This window comes from Nocardioides zeae (genome assembly GCF_030818655.1).
GTDB lineage: Bacteria > Actinomycetota > Actinomycetes > Propionibacteriales > Nocardioidaceae > Nocardioides > Nocardioides zeae_A.
This window is the reverse complement of record NZ_JAUTAN010000001.1, coordinates 4,103,803-4,122,848: the sequence shown is the minus strand read 5'-3', so window position 1 is coordinate 4,122,848 and position 19,046 is coordinate 4,103,803. Positions and strand designations below refer to the sequence as shown.

20 protein-coding genes and 1 tRNA gene are annotated in these 19,046 nt (G+C 72.8%); 8 read left to right on the top strand and 13 right to left on the bottom strand.

Annotated features, from left to right (window positions below):
- Positions 1 to 23: 23 nt before the first annotated feature.
- Positions 24 to 422 (top strand): hypothetical protein, encoded by a 399-nt coding sequence (locus QE405_RS19510; RefSeq protein ID WP_307204372.1) that lies wholly within the window; start codon positions 24 to 26, stop codon positions 420 to 422.
- A gap of 59 nt (positions 423 to 481) precedes the next feature.
- Here the strand turns inward: QE405_RS19510 and QE405_RS19505 are convergent, their stop codons facing one another.
- Entirely contained in the window at positions 482 to 1,234 is a 753-nt protein-coding gene (locus tag QE405_RS19505) for an NAD(P)-binding protein (protein WP_307204370.1), read from the bottom strand.
- Positions 1,176 to 2,420, bottom strand: a complete 1,245-nt coding sequence (locus tag QE405_RS19500) for an oxidoreductase (RefSeq protein WP_307204368.1) — start codon at positions 2,418 to 2,420, stop codon at positions 1,176 to 1,178. The genes QE405_RS19505 and QE405_RS19500 overlap by 59 nt, the downstream gene beginning before the upstream one ends.
- A gap of 123 nt (positions 2,421 to 2,543) precedes the next feature.
- Between QE405_RS19500 and QE405_RS19495 the strand changes: the two genes are divergently transcribed.
- Positions 2,544 to 3,722: a thiolase family protein gene (locus tag QE405_RS19495; protein WP_307204366.1), complete on the top strand. Its 1,179-nt coding sequence runs from the start codon at positions 2,544 to 2,546 to the stop codon at positions 3,720 to 3,722.
- A gap of 63 nt (positions 3,723 to 3,785) precedes the next feature.
- Here QE405_RS19495 and QE405_RS19490 read toward each other — a convergent pair.
- Positions 3,786 to 3,867, bottom strand: a tRNA-Tyr gene (locus tag QE405_RS19490).
- A 111-nt stretch (positions 3,868 to 3,978) separates the two neighbouring features.
- On the opposite strand from QE405_RS19490, the gene QE405_RS19485 reads away from it, so the two are divergent.
- Both QE405_RS19485 and QE405_RS19480 read left to right on the top strand, forming a co-directional pair.
- Complete coding sequence (locus QE405_RS19485) at positions 3,979 to 4,470, top strand: YajQ family cyclic di-GMP-binding protein (protein WP_307204364.1); 492 nt, start codon at positions 3,979 to 3,981, stop codon at positions 4,468 to 4,470.
- Positions 4,471 to 4,593: 123 nt separating this feature from the next.
- Positions 4,594 to 5,181, top strand: coding sequence for a hypothetical protein (locus QE405_RS19480; protein ID WP_307204362.1), 588 nt, complete (start codon positions 4,594 to 4,596; stop codon positions 5,179 to 5,181).
- Between the two features lie 77 nt (positions 5,182 to 5,258).
- On the opposite strand, the gene QE405_RS19475 is transcribed toward QE405_RS19480, so the two are convergent.
- The gene (locus tag QE405_RS19475; RefSeq protein WP_307204360.1) at positions 5,259 to 5,942 is read right to left on the bottom strand and encodes an Ltp family lipoprotein; all 684 of its coding nucleotides are present in this window, start codon (positions 5,940 to 5,942) and stop codon (positions 5,259 to 5,261) included.
- A gap of 224 nt (positions 5,943 to 6,166) precedes the next feature.
- Between QE405_RS19475 and QE405_RS19470 the strand changes: the two genes are divergently transcribed.
- Together QE405_RS19470 and QE405_RS19465 are read left to right on the top strand one after the other, a co-directional pair.
- The gene (locus QE405_RS19470) at positions 6,167 to 7,522 is read left to right on the top strand and encodes a serine/threonine-protein kinase (RefSeq protein ID WP_307204358.1); all 1,356 of its coding nucleotides are present in this window, start codon (positions 6,167 to 6,169) and stop codon (positions 7,520 to 7,522) included.
- A gap of 57 nt (positions 7,523 to 7,579) precedes the next feature.
- Positions 7,580 to 8,476, top strand: a complete 897-nt coding sequence (locus tag QE405_RS19465; protein ID WP_307204356.1) for a M23 family metallopeptidase — start codon at positions 7,580 to 7,582, stop codon at positions 8,474 to 8,476.
- Here QE405_RS19465 and QE405_RS19460 read toward each other — a convergent pair.
- The 6 genes from QE405_RS19460 to QE405_RS19435 form a co-directional block, all read right to left on the bottom strand.
- Entirely contained in the window at positions 8,463 to 9,431 is a 969-nt protein-coding gene (locus QE405_RS19460) for a bile acid:sodium symporter (protein ID WP_307204354.1), read from the bottom strand. The genes QE405_RS19465 and QE405_RS19460 overlap by 14 nt on opposite strands.
- 43 nt (positions 9,432 to 9,474) lie before the next feature.
- On the bottom strand, positions 9,475 to 9,615 hold the full coding sequence (locus QE405_RS19455; protein WP_307204352.1) for a hypothetical protein: 141 nt from the start codon (positions 9,613 to 9,615) through the stop codon (positions 9,475 to 9,477).
- Positions 9,616 to 9,899: 284 nt separating this feature from the next.
- Positions 9,900 to 11,579: a dipeptide ABC transporter ATP-binding protein gene (locus tag QE405_RS19450; RefSeq protein WP_307204350.1), complete on the bottom strand. Its 1,680-nt coding sequence runs from the start codon at positions 11,577 to 11,579 to the stop codon at positions 9,900 to 9,902.
- Positions 11,576 to 12,508 carry an ABC transporter permease gene (locus QE405_RS19445; RefSeq protein WP_307204348.1) on the bottom strand — a complete coding sequence of 311 codons (933 nt, stop codon included), beginning with the start codon at positions 12,506 to 12,508 and terminating at the stop codon, positions 11,576 to 11,578. The genes QE405_RS19450 and QE405_RS19445 overlap by 4 nt, the downstream gene beginning before the upstream one ends.
- A gap of 16 nt (positions 12,509 to 12,524) precedes the next feature.
- Positions 12,525 to 13,487 (bottom strand): ABC transporter permease, encoded by a 963-nt coding sequence (locus QE405_RS19440; protein ID WP_307204347.1) that lies wholly within the window; start codon positions 13,485 to 13,487, stop codon positions 12,525 to 12,527.
- A gap of 66 nt (positions 13,488 to 13,553) precedes the next feature.
- The gene (locus tag QE405_RS19435) at positions 13,554 to 15,266 is read right to left on the bottom strand and encodes an ABC transporter substrate-binding protein (RefSeq protein ID WP_307204346.1); all 1,713 of its coding nucleotides are present in this window, start codon (positions 15,264 to 15,266) and stop codon (positions 13,554 to 13,556) included.
- A gap of 142 nt (positions 15,267 to 15,408) precedes the next feature.
- On the opposite strand from QE405_RS19435, the gene QE405_RS19430 reads away from it, so the two are divergent.
- A complete protein-coding gene (locus QE405_RS19430; protein ID WP_307204345.1) occupies positions 15,409 to 15,768 on the top strand; it encodes a YidH family protein in 360 nt (119 codons plus the stop codon).
- A 7-nt stretch (positions 15,769 to 15,775) separates the two neighbouring features.
- Positions 15,776 to 16,069 (top strand): DUF202 domain-containing protein, encoded by a 294-nt coding sequence (locus QE405_RS19425; RefSeq protein ID WP_307204342.1) that lies wholly within the window; start codon positions 15,776 to 15,778, stop codon positions 16,067 to 16,069.
- Between the two features lie 189 nt (positions 16,070 to 16,258).
- On the opposite strand, the gene QE405_RS19420 is transcribed toward QE405_RS19425, so the two are convergent.
- The 3 genes from QE405_RS19420 to cysT are packed head-to-tail and all read right to left on the bottom strand — an operon-like array spanning position 16,259 to position 19,042.
- Complete coding sequence (locus QE405_RS19420) at positions 16,259 to 17,305, bottom strand: sulfate/molybdate ABC transporter ATP-binding protein (protein WP_307204340.1); 1,047 nt, start codon at positions 17,303 to 17,305, stop codon at positions 16,259 to 16,261.
- Complete coding sequence (locus QE405_RS19415) at positions 17,302 to 18,150, bottom strand: sulfate ABC transporter permease subunit (RefSeq protein ID WP_307204339.1); 849 nt, start codon at positions 18,148 to 18,150, stop codon at positions 17,302 to 17,304. Before QE405_RS19415 ends, QE405_RS19420 begins: the two co-directional genes overlap by 4 nt.
- Complete coding sequence (gene cysT, locus QE405_RS19410; RefSeq protein WP_307204337.1) at positions 18,143 to 19,042, bottom strand: sulfate ABC transporter permease subunit CysT; 900 nt, start codon at positions 19,040 to 19,042, stop codon at positions 18,143 to 18,145. Before cysT ends, QE405_RS19415 begins: the two co-directional genes overlap by 8 nt.
- Between the last annotated feature and the right edge of the window lie 4 nt (positions 19,043 to 19,046).

The window sequence follows — 19,046 nt, the reverse complement described above, 5'->3', positions numbered from 1 at the left end:
CACGACACCCCGGGGGAACCTCCATGCACCGCACCGCCGCCGCGCTCCTGCTCTCGCTCGCCGCCGTCACCCTGACGGCCTGCGGAGGTGACGACGAGGACGGCACCAGCACCGGCACCGGCACCACGACGGACCCGCAGGACGGGGGCGACCGCGGGGGCGACACCTGCTGCGAGGCCGTCGAGGCCGACACCGCGTCGGCGGCCGTCGCCTACAACCCGGTGCTCCCCGGCATGAACGTCGACATCGACGGCATCCTCGACTTCCTCGAGACGGCCGGAGCTCCCGACGGGCTCGAGGCGGAGCACGAGACGTGGGTGGCCTACCTCGAGGACAAGGACCCCGAGGAGTTCGCCCCCGAGCCCGACGACGTCGCCGAGGCGCGCGAGGCGTTGTTCGACGCGCAGCTGGAGTGCCGCTGACGGACGGGCGAGGCGACGCGCGACGTCGAGCGGGCCCCGACCCGGGGAGGAGCCGGTCGCTAGTCGGGGGTCCGGGCCAGACGGCGACCGAGCTCCCGTCCCTCGGCGACGGCGTGGGCGACCCGTCGCGGGGAGATGCAGTCCCCGACGGCCCAGTCGGCGTGGTCGGGCGCAGGGAGGGCGGTCCGCAGGCCGACCTGGACCACGGCGTCACCGTGCACCTCCCGCGCCCCGGGGGAACCGTTGCTCCGCACCGTGACACCGGTGGGTGTCGAGCCCACCACCTCGGTGAGGGGGAGCACGTCGAGCGCACGGCCGCGGAGCCGGCGCAGCAGCTGCGCTCGCGCGTCGGCGGGGATCGCCGCACCCAGGCTGGGCGCGGCGGTCACGAGCGTCACGACCTCGGCGCCGCGGTCGAACGCCAGCTCCACCGAGCTCAGGGCGGGCCACCACCCGAAGCCGTCGTCGACGACGACGGGCCGGGACGGCCGCAGGGACCGGTCCGTGAGGAACCGGGTCGACGTGACCCGGCCCGCCGGCGCCTGCTCCTCCACGGCGCCCGCCGCCCACACCGTGGGCATCCCGAGCGCGTCGCTCACCTCGGAGCCCAGCCGCAGCTGGACGCCCGCGCGCGCCAGCTGCCGCTCGTAGTAGCGCAGCAGGCGTGACCAGCCCGGCCTGGTCCCGCTCGCCGTGGCGGTGCACAGCTGGCCGCCCAGCCGGTCCGCCCTGTCGTGGACGACCACGTCCACATCAGGGCGCGCGAGCGCGATCGTGAGAGCCGTCTCGAGGCCCGCCGGTCCCGCGCCCACGACCGCGACGGAGCCACCGGCGGCGATCGCGGGGCGGGGGGAGGTGGGCAGGCCCACCCACTGCGGAGCGGCTGGCCGGACCTCGCTCCCCCGGCGGAGCGAGGTCCGGGTTGACCACGCACAGCGCCACGGGGTCGAACGCGCGGCAGTCCTCGTTGCAGGAGACGCAGGGGCGGACGTCGTCGTCGCGACCCGTCAGCAGCTTCGTCGTCACGTCGGGATCCGCGAGGTGGGGCCGGGCCATGCCGACGAGGTCGGCGCGACCATCGTCGACCATCGACTCGAGGTCGGCCCGGTCACGGAACGACACACCGACGAGGAGGGGCACCCCCAGCCCCGCCCGCAGCTCGCGCAGGGTCGGGGCAGCCGCGGCAGCGGCGAGAGGCGGCCGATCGGTCCCCATGTCGGGGGTGTAGCCCAAGCGGCTCCCCCACGAGAGGCTGACCAGGTCGACGGGGCTGCGCTCCTGGACGACCAGCGCGGAGCGGCACACCTCGGCGAGGTCCATGCCGCCGGGGTCCGTCGACGGCGAGAGCCGCAGCGAGACGATCGCGCCGGGACGGCACGCTCGGATCCCCTCGACGATCTCGACCACGATGCGCGCTCGACCGCCCCGGTAGCCCCCGTACCGGTCGGTCCGCAGGTTCGTGGCGGGATCCAGGAACTGTGCCAGCAGGTAACCGTGGGCGGCGTGCAGCTCGATCCCGTCGAATCCCGCGTCGACCATCCGGCAGGCCGATGTCACGAAGGACGCGACCACCTCCGCGCAGTCGTCGACGGTGAGGGTGCGCGCCATCGCGGGCTCCCGCGGAGACCGGACCGGGCTCGGGGCCTCGAACGGCAGGAACGTCGCGGCCCCGAGGGTCTCGCGCCCCAGGTGGCACAGCTGCGCCAGCGCGACCGCACCGTTCGACGTGATCGCCGAGGCCTTCTCTCGATAGGCCTCGGCCGCGTGGTCGTGCCAGGCCTCGCCGGGGTAGCGCGCCCGCAACGTCGACGCGGCGCTCACGGAGATGCCACCGGTGACGACGAGACCGGGCCCGCCCTGCGCCAGACGGCGCCAGTACGCGGCGTCGGCTGCGGTCGGCATGCCGTCGACGACGGACGCCGTGCCGTGCGCGGTCGCCACGATGCGGTTGCGCAGCGGCCGGCCGGCGACCAGCACCTCCTCGGCGAGAACCGACATCCTGCCTCCTCGGCGAACTGACATGAGTTCACTTCATAGCAGGACCATGTGGCACCCGTCACGCGGACGGGGACAACGCAGCGGTCCGGACCCGACCGAGCGAACGTTCGGTACGCTGCGCCCATGAGCGAATCGAAGATCGTCCTCGTCGACGGTGCGCGCACCCCCGTCGGCAGCTTCGGCGGCGTGTTCAAGGACGTGCCCGCCCACGAGCTCGGCGCGCAGGCGACCACCGCGGCGCTGCAGCGGGCCGGCGTCGAGGGCAGCGACGTGCAGGAAGTCGTCATGGGCTGCATCGGGCAGGTCGGCCCGGACGCCTACAACGCGCGCCGGGTCGCGGTCACCGCGGGCCTGCCGAAGAACGTCCCGGCCTACACGGTGAACCGGCTGTGCGGCTCGGGGCTGCAGGCCATCTGGTCGGCCGCCATGGAGATGCGCTGGAACGACCTCGACGTCACCGTCGCCGGGGGCGACGAGTCCATGACCCGGATGCCGTTCTACGACTTCGGCGCCCGCAACGGCTACAAGCTCGGCAGCCGCGAGCTCGTCGACGGCACCGTCATGATGCTGACCGATCCCTTCCAGGGGATCCACATGGGCGTGACCGCCGAGAACGTCGCCGCCAAGTACGGCGTCTCCCGCGTCGAGCAGGACGAGTTCGCCCTCGAGTCCCAGCGCCGCGCCGCCACCGACGCCGCGAAGGCCGCGTTCGCCGAGGAGATCGTCGCCGTCGAGGTCGGCGGCCGTCGACCCTTCACCGTCGAGACCGACGAGCACCCCAAGCCCGCGACCACGCTGGAGACCCTCGCCGGCCTGCGCCCGGCGTTCGCCAAGGACGGCACCGTCACCGCCGGCAACGCCTCGGGCATCAACGACGGCGCCGCCGCCGTCGTGCTGGCCTCCGAGCAGGCCGTCGCGGAGCGGGGCCTGACCGGGCTCGTCACCCTCGAGGCCGTGACCACCGGCGCGATGGAGCCCGAGCTCATGGGCTACGCCCCCGTGCTCGCGCTGAAGGCGCTGTTCGAGAAGACCGGCACCACCCCCGGCGACATCGACGTCATCGAGTGCAACGAGGCCTTCGCCGCCCAGGCCGTCGCGGTCGTGCGCGACGCGAAGCTCGACCCCGAGAAGGTCAACCCCTACGGCGGCGCCATCGCGCTCGGTCACCCCGTCGGCGCGACCGGGGCGATCCTCTCCCTGCGCGTCGCCAAGGAGCTCCACCGCTCCGACAAGGAGCTCGGCATCGTCACCATGTGCATCGGCGGCGGCCAGGCCCTCGCCGCGCTCTTCCGCCGCATCTGAGCGCGCACGACAGAACGGCCCCGGCGCTGCGCGTTCGCAGTGCCGGGGCCGTTCTCGTTGCTGTGGCGGGTGAAGGATTCGAACCTTCGAAGGCTACGCCGACGGATTTACAGTCCGCTCCCATTGGCCGCTCGGGCAACCCGCCATGTCGACGCCCGACTTGGCCGGGTGACAACAGCACGAAACAATAGCGCACGCGGTCGCGACCGAGGAAACCGCCGCGACCACCCGCCGTACCCGATCTGCAGGAGCACCCATGGCCGACTCGTCGTTCGACATCGTGAGCAAGTTCGACCGCCAGGAGGTGGACAACGCCCTGGGGCAGACCGCGAAGGAGATCGCGACGCGGTACGACTTCAAGGGCACCGGCGCCACCATCGAGTGGAAGGGCGAGGAGGCCATCGAGATCACCGCGTCGGCCGACGACCGCGCGACCGCGGTGCTCGACGTCTTCCAGGGCAAGCTCATCAAGCGCGGCGTCTCGCTCAAGGTGCTCGACGCCTCCGAGCCGCGCCCGTCGGGCCAGACCTCGAAGATCGGTATCGTCCTCAAGGAGGGCATCTCCACGGAGGACGCCAAGAAGATCTCGAAGCTGATCCGCGACGAGGGCCCGAAGGGCGTCAAGGCGCAGATCCAGGGCGACGAGCTGCGCGTCTCGTCCAAGAAGCGCGACGACCTCCAGGCCGTGCAGGCGCTGGTGAAGGAGCAGGACTACGACTTCGCGGTGCAGTTCACGAACTACCGCTGACGGGACTAGCGTGCGTCTGAACGGCCTACAGGTCGACCACGGCGGAGGGGGATCCAGGTGCGACGGACGTCGATGTGGGCAGCAGGAACGGCGGCGGTCGTCGCCCTGACCGTCGGGGCACCGATGACCAACGCCTCGGCGCCACCGGCCGAGGGGTCCAGCTTCACGTTCTCCGACGCGGCTCGTGACGCGCGGATCAACGTGTACTACTCCCGGGGCCCTGCCTTCACGCACCGCATCGACCAGCAGGCGTCCGACATCCGGAGCGTAGGAGTGGTGACGACGGAGTCCGTCGTCTACGTCCGCGTGAACGTGCGGGACCTCTACGGCCAGGTCCGGGCGAGCAACCGGCAGGAGGGCGAGCAGACGATCGCCGTGATACTCCAAGGCGCGGAGAACTCACCGCGGGCGGGTGGGTACATCCGATGGACAGTGGGACGGCCGGTCGAGCAGGGCACGAACACCTACGCGGGCAGCCTCGACGACATTCACACCACCCCCTGCACCGACACTCCACGACCGACGGCCTCAGGCTCCGGCAACTACGTCCTCTTCCGCATCCCGACCAGGTGCGTCGTGCGAGGTGCCGATGAGGCCGTCTTCGACACCGTCCACGCCATCACGCAGAACACCGTGCGACAGCTCGATGCGGGCGGCCGTGAACTCGCGCAACGGCTCTACGTCGACGACGCCGTGTCGTCCGGCGCCTGAGGTCGCGTCTCGACGGCGACGCCGGCCCCTGATCCGCTGGACGGGATCGGGGGCCGGCGTCGTCGGTCAACGTGAGGTCAGAGACCCGCCTCGTTGACACCGTAGACAGCCTGCTCGGCGGTGTACCCCTCGAACTCGAGCTGCTCAATGAGGCCGGAACGGGAGAACCCGGTCATGTCGAGGTAGCCCTCGGCCGCCTCGGCGGCCTGCTCGTTCCAGTCGACGTCGACGTTGTCCACGGCGTACTCCGCCTCCGTCGTCTCGTATCCCTCGAACTCCAGTTGCTCGATGAGTCCTGACCGGGAGAACGGTGCGAAGTCCAGATAGCTTTCGGCCGTGCGGAGGGCGTTCTCCTGCCCCGCGGTGAGCTCCGGCTCGGGCTCCGGCTCGGGCTCCGGCTCGGGCTCCGGCTCCGGCTCGGGCTGGGCCACCTGCGCCGGAGACTCGCTGACGGCGGGGGTCTCGACGTCGACGGGCTCGGGCTCCGGGCTCGGGGAGGGCGCGGACGTCTCGACTGCCAGCGGCTTCTCGTCGTCGCCCTCACCGGAGCTCCCCGTGTTCCCACCGGCCGCAGCACCGCCGACCAGGACGGCGGCGGCGATGCCCCAGACGAGCTTGCGCTTGAACCACGGCTTCTTCTCGGGCGGCACCGATCCGGGCGGGAAGAACGTCCCGGCGGCGTAGGTCTGCGGGGTGGGCGGGACGTAGGGACTGTGCTGGGCGGCCAGGTGCTCCGCACCCTCCCCCGGAATCTGTGACATCCCTCGAACCTAGAATTGACTGCCACTGCCACGCCGCGAATTGTGTCGGTCTTGCACATTCACATGGCGGGCCTTGCACTCGATCGAGGATCCGCTGTCACGCATGGAACTCGCGGAGAACGGGTAACGGCTTGCAGGCCCTCGGGCGGCCGACCAGCGACACCGTGCACGACCATCCCCCCGCCACCGGCGCACGGCACCGGGCGCACCGCCGAGGAGTTCCCATGCCTGACACCGCCGGCCAGCTCCTCGCCGGCCGCTACGTCCTGCACGAGGTGGTGGGCCGCGGCGGCATGGCGGAGGTGCACCGCGCGACCGACGTGACGACCGGCGGACCGGTGGCCGTGAAGCTGCTCCACGAGGCCGGCCTCGACGACGCCGACCGCGCCCGGTTCGTCGACGAGGCGCGCCTGATGGCCGAGGTCGACCACCCGAACCTCGTCGCGGTCCTCGACTCCGGCGTCGCCGACGGTCGGCCCTACCTCGTGATGGAGCTCGTCGACGCCCACACGCTGCGCACCGAGACCCGCACCGGCGCGCTGCCGCCGGCCAGGGTCGCCGGCGTGGGCGCCCAGGTGGCGGCGGCGCTCGCGCACGTGCACGCCGCGGGGATCGTCCACCGCGACGTGAAGCCCGGGAACATCCTCGTCCGCGCGGACGGTCGCGTCTGGCTGACAGACTTCGGCATCGCCCGGCTGATCGGCGAGACCGCCCACCACACGCGGACCGGGACGACCGTCGGCTCCCCCGCCTACCTCGCCCCCGAGCAGGTGCGCGGCGAGCGGGACCTGACCGGGGCGGTCGACGTCTACGCATTGGGGCTGGGTCTCATCGAGTCCCTCACCGGCCGCGCCTGCTACCCCGGGCCGGCCACCGAGGCCGCGCTGGCCCGCCTGACCCGCGCACCCGAGCTGCCCGAGGGCCTCGAGCTCGCCTGGGTCGAGCTCCTGCGCGCGATGACGGCCGACCGACCCGCCGACCGACCCGCCGCCGCGGAGGTCGCCGACCGCCTGCGCAGCCTCGCGGCCCGCGAGTCCGCTCGGTCGCTCGGCCCGCTCGCCGGTCCGGTGGTCGTCGCCGAGGCGACCCAGGCGTGGCCCGCTCCCGCGCGCGTCGAGGTGCCGCACGGGGCGGCTCCGCGGCGTACGGCGTCACCCCGGCGCGTGCGGACCGCCGCGGGGGTGCTCGTCGCCGCCGCGGCCACCGTGGTCGCGCTCGTCCTGACCCTCGACGACTCCGACGCCGAACCCGTCCCCGCACCGACGCCGACGGCGTCCCAGGACGAGGTCGCCGAGGAGGTCGTGGACAGCCCGACGCCCGAGGCCACCGCGGAGCAGGTGACGACCACCGCCCCGTCGTCGGCGCCGGCGTCGGCGCCGACCACGCCCGCGGAGCCGGCACCCACGGTGGCCCCGACCCCGACCCCGACCCCCGCCGCCGGCGGCAACGGCGGCAACCCCAACGCCGGGCCCGGCAACAACAACGGCGGCGGCCGCGGGAGCGGCGGCGGCGACGGCGGCGGGAACGGCCGCGGCAACGGCGGCGGGAACGGCGGCGGGAACGGCCGCGGCGGCCGCTGACCCCCGGTTGTCGCGGCCTGCTTGGCTGGCGGGTACGTCGAGGGAGGGGGCCCGAGGATGGTGCGGGGGATCGCGGGGGCGCGGGTCGTGTGGGCGCGGCTGCTGGCCGTCCTGTTCGTGCTGATGGTGGCGGACGTCCTGAGTGCCGTCCTGGACGTCGTGCCGGGGGACGGTCTGCTGCCCGGCGGACCCGTCACGGTGGCCGGGGTCGTCGTGGGGATCGTGGTGCTCTCGCTGCTCATGACCGTCGCGCCCACCGCGGCGCCCGGGCCGCCGGTGGAGCTCGCTCCCCCGGTGCGCGGCACGTGGACGGCCGTGAACAGCCCCGGGCAGCGCGTCCCGAGCCACGGCACGCGCACCCGCGGGCAGCTGTGCGCGGTGGACCTCTGCGGGCGTTCCACGCCGGACACCCCGCCCCTGGCTCGCTTCGGGCTGCGGGGCACGCGACCCGAGCGGTACCCCGGGTTCGACGCCCCGGTGCTCGCCATGGCCGCGGGCGAGGTCGTCACCGCCACCGACCGCCAGCGCGACCACCGCGCCCGGGACACGTGGCAGGGGCTGCTCTTCATGCTCACCCTCGAGGGGGTCCTGCGGGAGGTCGTCGGCACCCGCGCGGTGCTCGGCAACCACGTCCTGGTGCGTCACGACGACGGCACGGTCGCGGCGTACGCCCACCTGCGGCAGGGATCGGCGACCGTGCGGCCGGGCGACCACGTCGAGACGGGCGCCGAGCTCGGCCGGGTCGGGAACACCGGCAACACCTCGATGCCCCACCTCCACGTGCACCTCATGGACCGCGCGCGCGTCGACGCCGCAGCGGGGCTGCCGCTCACGTGGCCGGCGATCACGTGCACCGGGGAGATCGACCCGCCGTTCGCGAGCCACGCGAAGGAGCCGGACGCGAGCGCCCTGCCCGGCATGCCCCGCAACGGTGAGGTCGTCACCGCGGAGTGAGCGGCACCAGCCGCGGCACGACCCGCACGTAGACCACCATCCCGACGAGCTCCACCAGCGTCTGCGTGACGACGACGAGCGCCGCGATCGCATAGGCCTCCGGCAACGCGAGGGCCAGCGGCAGCACCACGAGCGAGTTGCGGGTCGCGCCGCTGAACACGAGCGCCCGCGCTGCGGGGGCGTCGACACCGGCCACCCGCGCCGTGAGCGCGCCGAGGGGTGCCATGACGACGAGGAACGCGACGTACACGGGGACCACGGCCAGCAGCGTCGTCAGCCGCCCGTCCGCGATGCCCGGCACCTGGGAGGCGACCACGACGGCGAGCGTCGCCGCCATGAGCGGGACCATCGCGGCCGCCGCGACGTCCACGACCACCCGGCCGGCACGCCCCCGGCGCGCCGCCCGCTGCACGAGCACGGCGGCGGCGAGCGGCAGCACGATCAGCACCAGGAGGGCGCGCAGGAACGGCCCGGCCGCCACCACGTCGGCGACGTCGGGGCCGACGAACAGCCAGAGGTACGCCGGGAGCAGCGCCGCCTGCGCCAGCATCAGCAGCGGCGCGGCGGCGAGGAGGCGCTCGGCGGCCGCGCCCGCGAGGCCGGCGAACACGATGACGTAGTCGATGCACGGCGCCAGCAGCACCAGGAGCACGCCCACGAGGACGGCCCGCTCGGCGGCGACGAACCGGCTGAGCAGGCCCACGACGACCGGAACCAGCACGAAGTTGAGCACGAGGAGCGCGAGGAGGAAGCGGCCGTCGCGGAGGGCGGGTCCGAGGGCCCCGAACGGTACGCCGAGGAAGGTCGCGAACAGCAGCAGGCCCAGCACGGGCTCGATCGCGACGTCGAGCGCGGCAGCGCCGGGGAGCAGGAGCCCGGTGAGGCCGGCCGCCACGATGGCGAGGAGGTAGATCGCGACCTGGTGGCGCTCGCTCGCCGCCACCAGACCCCTCACAGGTCGGACGCTAGCCCGACGGGCGGGTCAGCGACGCGGGAGGTCAGCGACGCGCGAGGTCGAGCGTCGCGGTCAGGACCGCCGCGACGAACGCCACCAGCGCGAAGACGGCGAACGCACCCGCGAGCCCGACGCCCACGAGGGTCTTCCGGAAGGGGGCCGTGCCGGCCGCCACGTAACGCATGTCGTCGTCTCTCCACTAGCGAGGTTTTTGATCGATCAAAGGAAGTGTCCCACACAACACCAGGTGATCGGGCAGGAATGGGCGTCGTCCGATGAGATCGGCGCCCGAGCCGATGCGCGGAGAAAGAAAACGCGGACGCGGCGACCTCGCAGACACGATTGGATCGTTCTCATCCGAGGTCGGGTCCGCGTTTTCTTTCCCCGGTCCGCGTTTTCTTTCCCGGGGCCGCGCGACCGAGGCGACCGAGGGCACCGAGGGCACCGACGCCCCCGGGCCCCGCGCACTCAGGAGGTCGCGCCGGGGATCGCGGCGAGGAGCTCCTTCGTGTACGCGTGCCGGGGCGCGGCGAAGACCTCGTCGACACGCCCCGTCTCGACCACACGCCCGTCCTGCATCACGCTCACGTCGTGCGCGAGCAGTCGCACCACACCGAGGTCGTGCGTGACGAACACGTAGCTGAGCCCGAGCTCCGCCTGGAGGTCCACGAGGAGCTGGAGGATCTGGGCCTGCACCGAGACGTCGAGCGCGCTCACGGCCTCGTCGAGCACGATCACCTCGGGCTTGAGCGCCAGGGCACGCGCGATCGCCACGCGCTGGCGCTGGCCACCGGAGAGCTGACGCGGCAGCCGCTGCGCGAACGACTCGTCGAGCGCCACCTGGCGCAGCAGCTCCGCGACCCGCGCCCTCCGCTCCTCGCGGCCGGTCGCCAGCCCGAACGCGTCGAGCGGCTCCGCGATGATCCGCGCGACGGTGAAGCGCGGGTCGAGGGACGTGAACGGGTTCTGGAAGACGAACTGGAGGTCGCGGCGCACCTCCCGCAGCTCGTGACGCCCGAGACCGGTGGTCTCGCGCTCGCCGACGTGCACCGTGCCCGCGTCGGCGCGGGAGAAGCCCACGAGGATGCTCGCCAGGGTCGACTTCCCCGCCCCGGACTCACCGACCACGGCGTGGGTCGTGCCACGCCTGACGACCAGGTCCACGGCATCGAGGGCCCGCAGCGGCTCGCCGGCACCGCGGCCACGCAGCCGATAGCTCTTCGTCAGCCCCCGGCCCTCCAGCGCCGCCGGCGCGTCGGCCGGCGGCGTCACGACGACCGGCACCTGCGGCTCGAGCCGGCCCCTGTGCCGCGACGGCGCCGCGGCCAGCAGGCGCTGCGTGTAGGGGTCGTCCGTGCCCTGGAGCACCTCGCCGACCGGGCCCTCCGAGACCAGCCGCCCGCGCTGCATGACGAGGATCCGGTCGGAGCGGTCGAGCGCGACACCCAGGTCGTGGGTGACGAGCAGGATGCCGATGCCGAGCTGCTCCTGCAGGCCGACGAGGTGGTCGAGGATGCGCTTCTGCACCGTGACGTCGAGTGCACTGGTCGGCTCGTCGGCGACGATGATCTCGGGACCTCCGGCGAGGGCGATCGCGATCAGCACGCGCTGCTTCATCCCGCCGCTCAGCTCGTGGGGGTACTGCCCCGCCACCCGCTCCGGGTCCTTCAGGCCCGCGGTGACGAGGCTCTCGATCGCCGCCTCCCGGTAGGCCGCCGCGTTCCGCGCGGGTCCGGTGTCGTTGAACCGCACGGCCTCGACCACCTGGCGCCCGATCTTCTTGGTCGGGTTCAGCGAGGTGTTGGGGTCCTGCGGCACGAACCCGACGAAGCTGCCGCGCACCAGCGCCATCCGCCGGTCGTTCCACCCCGTGACGTCGACACCCTGGAACGCCACCGAGCCGCTGCTGATGCGGGCGGCGCCGGGCAGCAGCCCGAGGGCGCCCTGGACCAGGGTCGTCTTCCCGGACCCCGACTCCCCCACCAGCGAGACCAGCTCGCCGGGGCGTACGTCGAGGCTCACCCCGCGGACGGCAGGGCTGCGGTTGCGGCCGGCCCGGTAGTCGATGTGGAGGTCCCGCACCGCCAGCAACGGCTCGGCGTCCGGCGCCGGCCCGGCGACGGGCGGGGCGACGAGGGCGTGGGTCATCCGAGGTCCTTCCGGAGCGAGGTGCTGATGCGGTGGGTGGCGATCACGACGACCGCCAGCGCGGCGCCGGGCAGGAGGGAGGTCCAGGGGTGGACGGCGATGAAGTCGCGGCCCTCGGCGACGAGGAGGCCCCACTCCGGCTCGGGCGGCGGCGCGCCGTACCCGAGGAAGCCGAGCGACGCGACCGCGAGGATCGCGGCGCCGACCTCGAGCGCCGCGAGCGCGACCACGGAGGAGAGGGAGTTGGGCACGACGTGGGTGCGCACCACGCGCCAGCGGCCGACGCCCAGGCCGTAGGCCGCACGCACGTAGTCGCGGGTGACCACGCCGATCACCTCGGAGCGCATGACGCGGGCGAACGAGGCGATGGAGGAGATGCCGACCGCGATCGCGATGTTGTGGGTGGAGTAGCCGAGGACCGAGACGACGACCATCGCCAGCAGCAGGCTGGGGATGGCGAGGAAGACGTCGACGACGCGCATGATCGCCGTGTCGACGAAGCCGCCCGAGAAGCCCGCGGCGAGACCGACGACCGTCCCGACCCCGAAGGCGATGAGGACGGCCAGCAGGGTCGCCGACAACGTCGTGGCCGCGCCATAGACGCTGCGGGCGTAGAGGTCGCGACCGAGCCGGTCGGTGCCGAACCAGTGCTCGCCGCTCGGCGGCGCGAAGCTCGCCGAGGGATCCCCCTGGTAGGGGCTGTGGCTGGTGAACAGGCCCGGCGCGAGCGCCCAGCCGATCGCGACGAGCACCACCGCCCACGCGAGGAGGAGCACCGGCTGGCGCGCGACCTCCGCGACGTGGTGCCCGATCGCGCGGGCGAGGCCCCCCGCGGTCCTGCCCGCGGGCGGGGCCGGCTCGGGCCCGCTGATCGCGGGCGGCGGAGCGGTGGCCCCCGGCCCGGCGGTCGGAACGGTGTCGATGCTCATCGGATCTCCTCCTGCCTCAGGCGGGCACGCGGGCCGGGGTGTCGGCGAGCGTGGCGCGCAGGCGTGGGTCGAGCAGCGGGTAGACCAGGTCCACCGCCAGGTTGATGAGGGCGAAGCAGACCGCGACCAGCACCACGATGCCCTGCACGAGGGGTACGTCGAGGGTGTTGATCGCCGTCTGGGTCATCCGGCCGATGCCCTTGCGGGCGAAGACGGTCTCGGTGATGACGGACCCCGCGATGAGGTTCCCGAAGGTCACCCCCGCGATCGTCAGCGCCGGCAGCGCGGCGTTGCGGAACACGTCGCCGACGATGATCTGGCTGCGCTCGGCGCCCTTGGCCCAGCTGGTGGTGACGTAGCCCGAGCGGAGCTCCGTCGCGAAGCTGCGCACGAGGAGCTGGGCGATGGGGCCCGAGACCGGGATCGCGAGGGTGACCAGGGGCAGCACCAGGCTGCGCCACCCCTCGTCCCCGAAGGCGGGGAACCACCCCAGCTGGAACGAGAACACCTGCAGCACCAGGATCCCGGACAGGAAGACGGGGATCGAGACCGCCGCCGAGGGCAGCGCCTCCACCAGGTCGCGGAGCCAACGGGCCTCCGTCGCCGTGGCCACCAGGGCGATCACGAAGGCGATCACCACGGCCAGCGCGAGCGCGCCGGCGGCGAGCACGAGCGTCGCGGGCAGCACGCCGAGGATCGCCTCGGTGACCGGGCGCCCCGACTGCACCGAGGTGCCGAAGTCCAGGCGAGCCGCGTGCCAGAGCCGGTCGGCGTACTGCACGAGCACGGGGTCGTCGAACCCGTAGTTCGCCGCCACCTGCTCACGGACCTCCGGCGGGATGGTGTTGACCTCCGCCGGGTCGAACAACAGGTCGACCGGGTCCGCCGGCAGCACGAAGAGCAGCACGAAGCTCACCGTGAACGCGGCCCAGACGACGAACAGCGCGCGGCCCACCTTGAGGGCGACGTAACGCAGCATCGGGCGCTCCTTCCCGGGGTGCGGCCGACGGAGCCCGAGCCAGCCCGGGCTCCCCCAGCCGCGGTGTCACTCCCCGTTGCTCTTCCAGGTGTCGACGAAGTGGTTCCGGGACTGGGCGTCGAAGACGATCCCGTGCACGTGATCGGCGTGCGCGATGACTTGCGACGGGTTGTAGATCGGGTTGACGAGGGCGTACTCCTCGAGCAGGAGGTCCTGCGCCGCCGCGGCCGCCGCGTCGCGCTCGTCGGGGTCGAGGGTCGTCTCGATCGCCCCGAGCACCTCGGTCACCCGGTCGACGTCGACACCCGTGGCGTCGGGTCCGAGGTAGGAGCCGTTGCCGTTCGCGGGGCTGTACTGCAGCGTCAGCGCCGCCGGGTCGTTGCGCGAGCGGTTGGCGGCGACGACGTTCCACTCCGTCGCCGCGTTGGCCACGTTCGCGGTGTAGTCCGGGATCGGCACGACGGTCAGCTGCAGGTCGATGCCGATCTCGGCGAGGTCCTGCTGCACGGACTCGTAGGCCGGCTTGTTGGGCACGAGGTTGTTGATGCCGAGCAGCTTCACCTCCAGCCGACGTCCGTCCTTCTCGCGGATGCCGTCGGAGCCCTCGACCCAGCCGGCCTCGTCGAGGATCCGCCGGGCCTCGTCCGCGTCGTACCGGAGCGTCTGGCTGTGGTCCTCGTAGCCCCGGACGGAGGGGGCCAGCACCGACGTGGCGATCGAGTAGGAGTCGGTGAGCACGGTCTGCTCGACGGCCTCGCGGTTCCAGCCGAGCTGGATGGCGCGGCGCACGGCGATGTCGTTGGTCGGGAAGATCGAGGCGTTGAGGTTGAAGAAGATGGCCGTGCCGGACACCCCGCGCGAGATGATCTCGAAGCCCTGGTCCTCCAGCGGCTGCTCGTCGGTGGTGCCGACGTCGAGCGTCGCGTCGAGCGTGCCGGAGACCAGCGAGCCGGTCCGCACGCTCGCCTCGGGGATGGTGTTGAAGACGATCCTGTCGAGGTACGCCTCGCCGTCGTGGCCCAGCGCCGGCGGCGACCAGTCGTAGCCCTCGCGCTTCACGAGCACGGTCGAGACCTGCTCCTCCCACGACTCGTAGACGAACGGGCCGGTGCCGATGACCTTCGTCGGGTCCGTCCGCTCCTCGGCGCTCAGCGCGAGGGTGGAGGGAGCCAGGAACCCGGGGCCGGCGTTCGCCGTGAAGGAGACGGCCTGGAGGGCACTGGCGAGCGGGGCCTCGAAGCGGATCGTCACGGTGTGCTCGTCGACGACGTCGGTCCCGGCGTAGCCCGGGAAGAGCGGGGCGCCGTTCGCGTTGATGTCGAGCGCGGGGTCGCCCTGGATGTACTGGTCGAAGTTCGCCTTCACGACCTCGGCGTCGAACGGGGTGCCGTCGCTGAAGGTGACGTCGTCACGGAGGTGGAACGTGAACGCGGTGAGGTCGTCGTTGACCTCCCACGACTCGGCCAGCCACGGCGTGATCTCGCCGGTGTCCGGGTCCTGCCACGCGAGCTTGTCGGTGACGTTGTTGGCGATGATCGACTCGGCGTAGTTCGTGCCCAGCTGCGGGTCGGGGCTGCGCTGGTAGTCGATGAGCGCGAACTCGAGCGTCCCGCCGCGCACGGGCTCGCCGCTGCCGGCGGCCTCGGCGGCGCCGCCGCCGCTGCTGGCGACGGCCCAGCCGATGCCGGCCACGAGGACGAGGACGACCACCCCGACGATCCAGGGGAGCTTGGAGCGCCGGGAGCCGGCGTTGTCGATGGTGCTGCGCAGGTCGGACATGGGCTTCTTCCGGTCGGGTCTGTTCGGGGAGTGGCGGTGCGGGTCGGAGCACCGACCGCCGATCCCTATCTAAGTATCTGTAGTTATTTACTTGAGTTAGTCTCGAATGGTGGACGCGGTGTCCGCGTCTACGGTGGGAGGCATGTCGTCGACCCACACCCGCTGGCCCGGCTGGGTCTACCGGGTCGGTGACGAACCGGATCCCCGGTTCAGCCTCGCCAACGAACGCACGTTCCTCGCGTGGATCCGCACGTCGCTGGCCTTCGTCGCGGGCGGCGTGGCCGTCGACGCCGTGGACCTGGGCCTCGACGACGGGGTGCGTACGCCGCTGGCGGTGCTCCTCGTGGTGCTCGGGGTCGTCTGTGCCGTCGCCTCGTGGGCACGCTGGGCGCGCACGGAGCGCGCGCTGCGGCTCAGCGCCCCGCTGCCGGGATCACCGCTGGGCGTGCTCGTCGCGATCGGCCTCGTGGCCGCGAGCGTGGTCGTGCTGGCGTCGCTGTGAGCGCGCGGTGAGCTACGCGGCCGACAGCGCGGCGCGGGAGCGCACCGCGCTCGCCTGGCAGCGGACGGCGTTGTCCCTGGCGGTCGCCGCCGTGGTGATCGGTCGGCTCACCCTGGGCTCGCTCGGTCCCGTGGCGGTCCTCGGTGCCGCGTTGGCGGCGCTGTTCGCCGCGGCCGTGCTCCTGTCCCGGCGGGTGCTCGATCGTCCGGTGGAGCGTCGGGGCGGAGCCGTACCCCTCCTCCTCGCCCTCGCCGTCCTCACCCTCGGCGCCGTCGAGGTCGTGGCGGCGGTGGCGGGCTGAGCGCGTCGAGTTGGGTCGTACGCCGCGGCAGAAGTACCGAGTTGGGTCGTACGCCGCGGCAGAAGTACCGAGTTGGGTCGTACAGCGCGGTCGCCCGCGCCGTACGACCCAACTCGACGTCATCGCCGCGCCGTACGACCCAACTCGACGTCATCGCCGCGCCGTACGACCCAACTCGACGCGGACGGGTCAGGCGACGGGGACCTCGGCCGACTCGCTGGGCTCGGCGGCGCCGAGGGTGCCGACGGGTACGTCGCGGCGCACGGGCACCGTGCGCGCACCGTCCTCCGGCTCCAGCCACACCGTCGAGCCCACCTCGAGGCCGAGCGACCGCGCGAAGGTGCGGGTGAGCGTCACGACGACCTCGTCCGCCTCGCGGGCGCCCTCCGGCCGGACCGAGACGCGCACCTCGAAGCCCACCCGGGTGACCCGGACGACCTCGCCCCGCACCGCGCCCTTGCCGGCCGCGGCCGGGAGCGTGTGGACGACGACGTCGTGGGGGCGGATGAGGTGGCCGTCGAGCACCGTGACCTCGCCGAGGAAGCCCATGACGAAGTCGTTGGCGGGGGCGTCGTAGAGGTCGTCGGGGCTGCCGACCTGCTCGATGCGGCCACCGTTGATGACGACGATCTCGTCGGCGACCTCGAGGGCCTCCTCCTGGTCGTGCGTCACGAAGACCGTCGTCACGTGCACCTCGTCGTGCAGCCGGCGCAGCCAGTCGCGCAGCTCCTTGCGGACCTTCGCGTCGAGCGCGCCGAAGGGCTCGTCGAGCAGGAGCACCGACGGCTCGACGGCCAGCGCCCGGGCGAGCGCCATGCGCTGGCGCTGGCCGCCCGAGAGCTGCGAGGGCAGCCGGTCGGCGAACTGCTCGAGGTGGACGAGCTCGAGCAGCTCGCGCACCTTCGCCTTGACCTCGGCCTTCGGCCGCTTGCGGATCTCCAGGCCGAAGGCGACGTTCTTGGCCACCGTCATGTGCTTGAAGGCCGCGTAGTGCTGGAACACGAAGCCGACGTTGCGGCGCTGCGGCGGCAGGGCCGTCGCGTCGGCGCCCTCGATCTCGACGGTGCCGCCGTCGGCGACCTCGAGCCCGGCGATGATCCGCAGCAGCGTCGACTTGCCGCCGCCGGACGGGCCCAGGAGCGCCGTCAGCTGACCCGTCGGGATCGACACGCTCACGTCGTCGAGGGCGACGAAGTCGCCGTACTTCTTGGTGACGCCACGCACCTCGATGCTCATGCGCGCTCCTCCTTCGGACGCAGGTAGGTGACCACCACGAGCGCGATGATCGAGATCAGGACGAGCACGAGGGCGGCGGCGTACGCCGCGGGCTCGTCGAACGCCTGGTAGTGGTTGTGGACGAACAGGGTCGCCGTCTCGCCGCGGAACTCCGCGCCGGAGCTGACGATCTTCACCGCCCCGAACTCGCCGAGCGAGCGGGCGGAGGTGAGCACGACGCCGTACACGACCGCCCACTTGATGGACGGCAGCGTGATCCGCCAGAAGACCTGGCGACCGTTGGCGCCGAGCGAGCGGGCCGCCTGCTCCGCGTCGGTGCCGATCTCCTCGAGCACGGGCACCACCTCGCGCACCACCAGCGGGAGGCTGACGAACGCCGTGGCGAGGACGAGGCCGGGTGTCGAGAAGATGACCTGGAGGCCGACGGTCTCCAGGGTGCTGCCGAACCAGCCCTGCGTGGAGCTGTAGGCCAGGACGAGCGCGAGACCGACGACGACCGGCGAGACGCTGAGCGGCAGGTCGACGAGCACCGAGAGCACCCGCCGCCCGACGAACCGGTAGCGCACCAGCAGCAGCGAGATGCCGACACCGAAGACCGTGTTCGCGATGACCGCCCAGATGGCCACCGTGATCGTCAGGTTGAAGGCGTAGACCGTCGCCGGGTCGCTGAGCCGCTCGAGGAACGGCCCGAGACCGCCCTCGTGGTTGCCGGTCGCCCGGAACGCCCGGTCGGCGACCAGCGAGACGGGCCACGCCACGAGCAGGAACAGGTAGAGCACGACGAGCACGCGCAGCACGTAGGTCACCGGGCCGCGCCGGGAGCGGATGAGCCGGGAGTCAGCCACGGACGGCCACCCTCCGCGAGACGACGTCGAGCGCGACGATCACGAGCGCCGAGACGAGCAGCAGGATGAAGGCCACCACCGCCGCCTTCTCGTAGTAGTCGCCCTCGATGTACTTGAGGATCCGCAACGAGGCCACCTCGGTCTCCCCCGCCTTGTTGCCGGCGATGAGCACGAGCGAGCCGAACTCGGAGATGGCCCGGGCGAAAGCGAGCGACGTGCCGGCGGTGATGGCGGGCACGAGGCTCGGCAGGATGATGCGGCGCAGGATGGTGACCTGGTTGGCCCCCAGCGACGCCGCCGCCTCCTCGACCTCCGCGTCGAGCTCCGCGAGCACCGGCTGTACGGTGCGCACGACGAACGGCAGCGTGACGAACAGCAGGGCGAGGAAGATGCCGGTGCGCGTGCCGACCACGTTGACGCCGATCGGGCTGCGCGGGCCGTAGAGGCTCAGCAGCACGAGGCCGGCGACGATCGTCGGCAGCGCGAAGGGCACGTCGATGACGACCTCGAGGAGGCGCTTGCCCCGGAAGTCGTCGCGCACGAGCACCCAGGCGATGACGGTGCCGACGACGGCGTTGACCAGGGCGACACCCAGGGCCTCGCCCACCGTCAGCAGGAGCGCCGAGCGCGTGTCGGGCTCGGAGACGACGGAGACGAAGGTGCTCCAGCCCCCCTCCGTCGCGGTGACCACGACGGCGGCGAGGGGCAGGAGCACGAGGACGCTGAACCACAGCACGAGCAGGCCGAGGCCCAGGCCCGATCCGGGGCCGAGCCGGTCGGCGGCGCGCAGCTGCCGCGGGGGTCGCCCGGGGCGGGCGGCCTTCGCGGAGCCGGACGGGGACGGGCCCCCGCCCGGGCCGGAGCCCGGGACGGGGGCCGTGGTGGTGCTCACGACG

Coding starts and splice junctions, on each gene's coding strand:
- QE405_RS19500 (WP_307204368.1), bottom strand. CDS start 2,420: ATGTCGGTTCTCGCCGAGGAGGTGCTGGTCGCCGGCCGGCCGCTGCGC.
- QE405_RS19475 (WP_307204360.1), bottom strand. CDS start 5,942: ATGTCACAGATTCCGGGGGAGGGTGCGGAGCACCTGGCCGCCCAGCAC.
- QE405_RS19430 (WP_307204345.1), top strand. CDS start 15,409: ATGTCGTCGACCCACACCCGCTGGCCCGGCTGGGTCTACCGGGTCGGT.
- QE405_RS19480 (WP_307204362.1), top strand. CDS start 4,594: ATGACCAACGCCTCGGCGCCACCGGCCGAGGGGTCCAGCTTCACGTTC.
- QE405_RS19510 (WP_307204372.1), top strand. CDS start 24: ATGCACCGCACCGCCGCCGCGCTCCTGCTCTCGCTCGCCGCCGTCACC.
- QE405_RS19435 (WP_307204346.1), bottom strand. CDS start 15,266: ATGTCCGACCTGCGCAGCACCATCGACAACGCCGGCTCCCGGCGCTCC.
- QE405_RS19445 (WP_307204348.1), bottom strand. CDS start 12,508: ATGAGCATCGACACCGTTCCGACCGCCGGGCCGGGGGCCACCGCTCCG.
- QE405_RS19495 (WP_307204366.1), top strand. CDS start 2,544: ATGAGCGAATCGAAGATCGTCCTCGTCGACGGTGCGCGCACCCCCGTC.
- QE405_RS19455 (WP_307204352.1), bottom strand. CDS start 9,615: ATGCGTTACGTGGCGGCCGGCACGGCCCCCTTCCGGAAGACCCTCGTG.
- QE405_RS19470 (WP_307204358.1), top strand. CDS start 6,167: ATGCCTGACACCGCCGGCCAGCTCCTCGCCGGCCGCTACGTCCTGCAC.
- QE405_RS19465 (WP_307204356.1), top strand. CDS start 7,580: ATGGTGCGGGGGATCGCGGGGGCGCGGGTCGTGTGGGCGCGGCTGCTG.
- QE405_RS19485 (WP_307204364.1), top strand. CDS start 3,979: ATGGCCGACTCGTCGTTCGACATCGTGAGCAAGTTCGACCGCCAGGAG.
- QE405_RS19420 (WP_307204340.1), bottom strand. CDS start 17,305: ATGAGCATCGAGGTGCGTGGCGTCACCAAGAAGTACGGCGACTTCGTC.
- QE405_RS19450 (WP_307204350.1), bottom strand. CDS start 11,579: ATGACCCACGCCCTCGTCGCCCCGCCCGTCGCCGGGCCGGCGCCGGAC.
- QE405_RS19440 (WP_307204347.1), bottom strand. CDS start 13,487: ATGCTGCGTTACGTCGCCCTCAAGGTGGGCCGCGCGCTGTTCGTCGTC.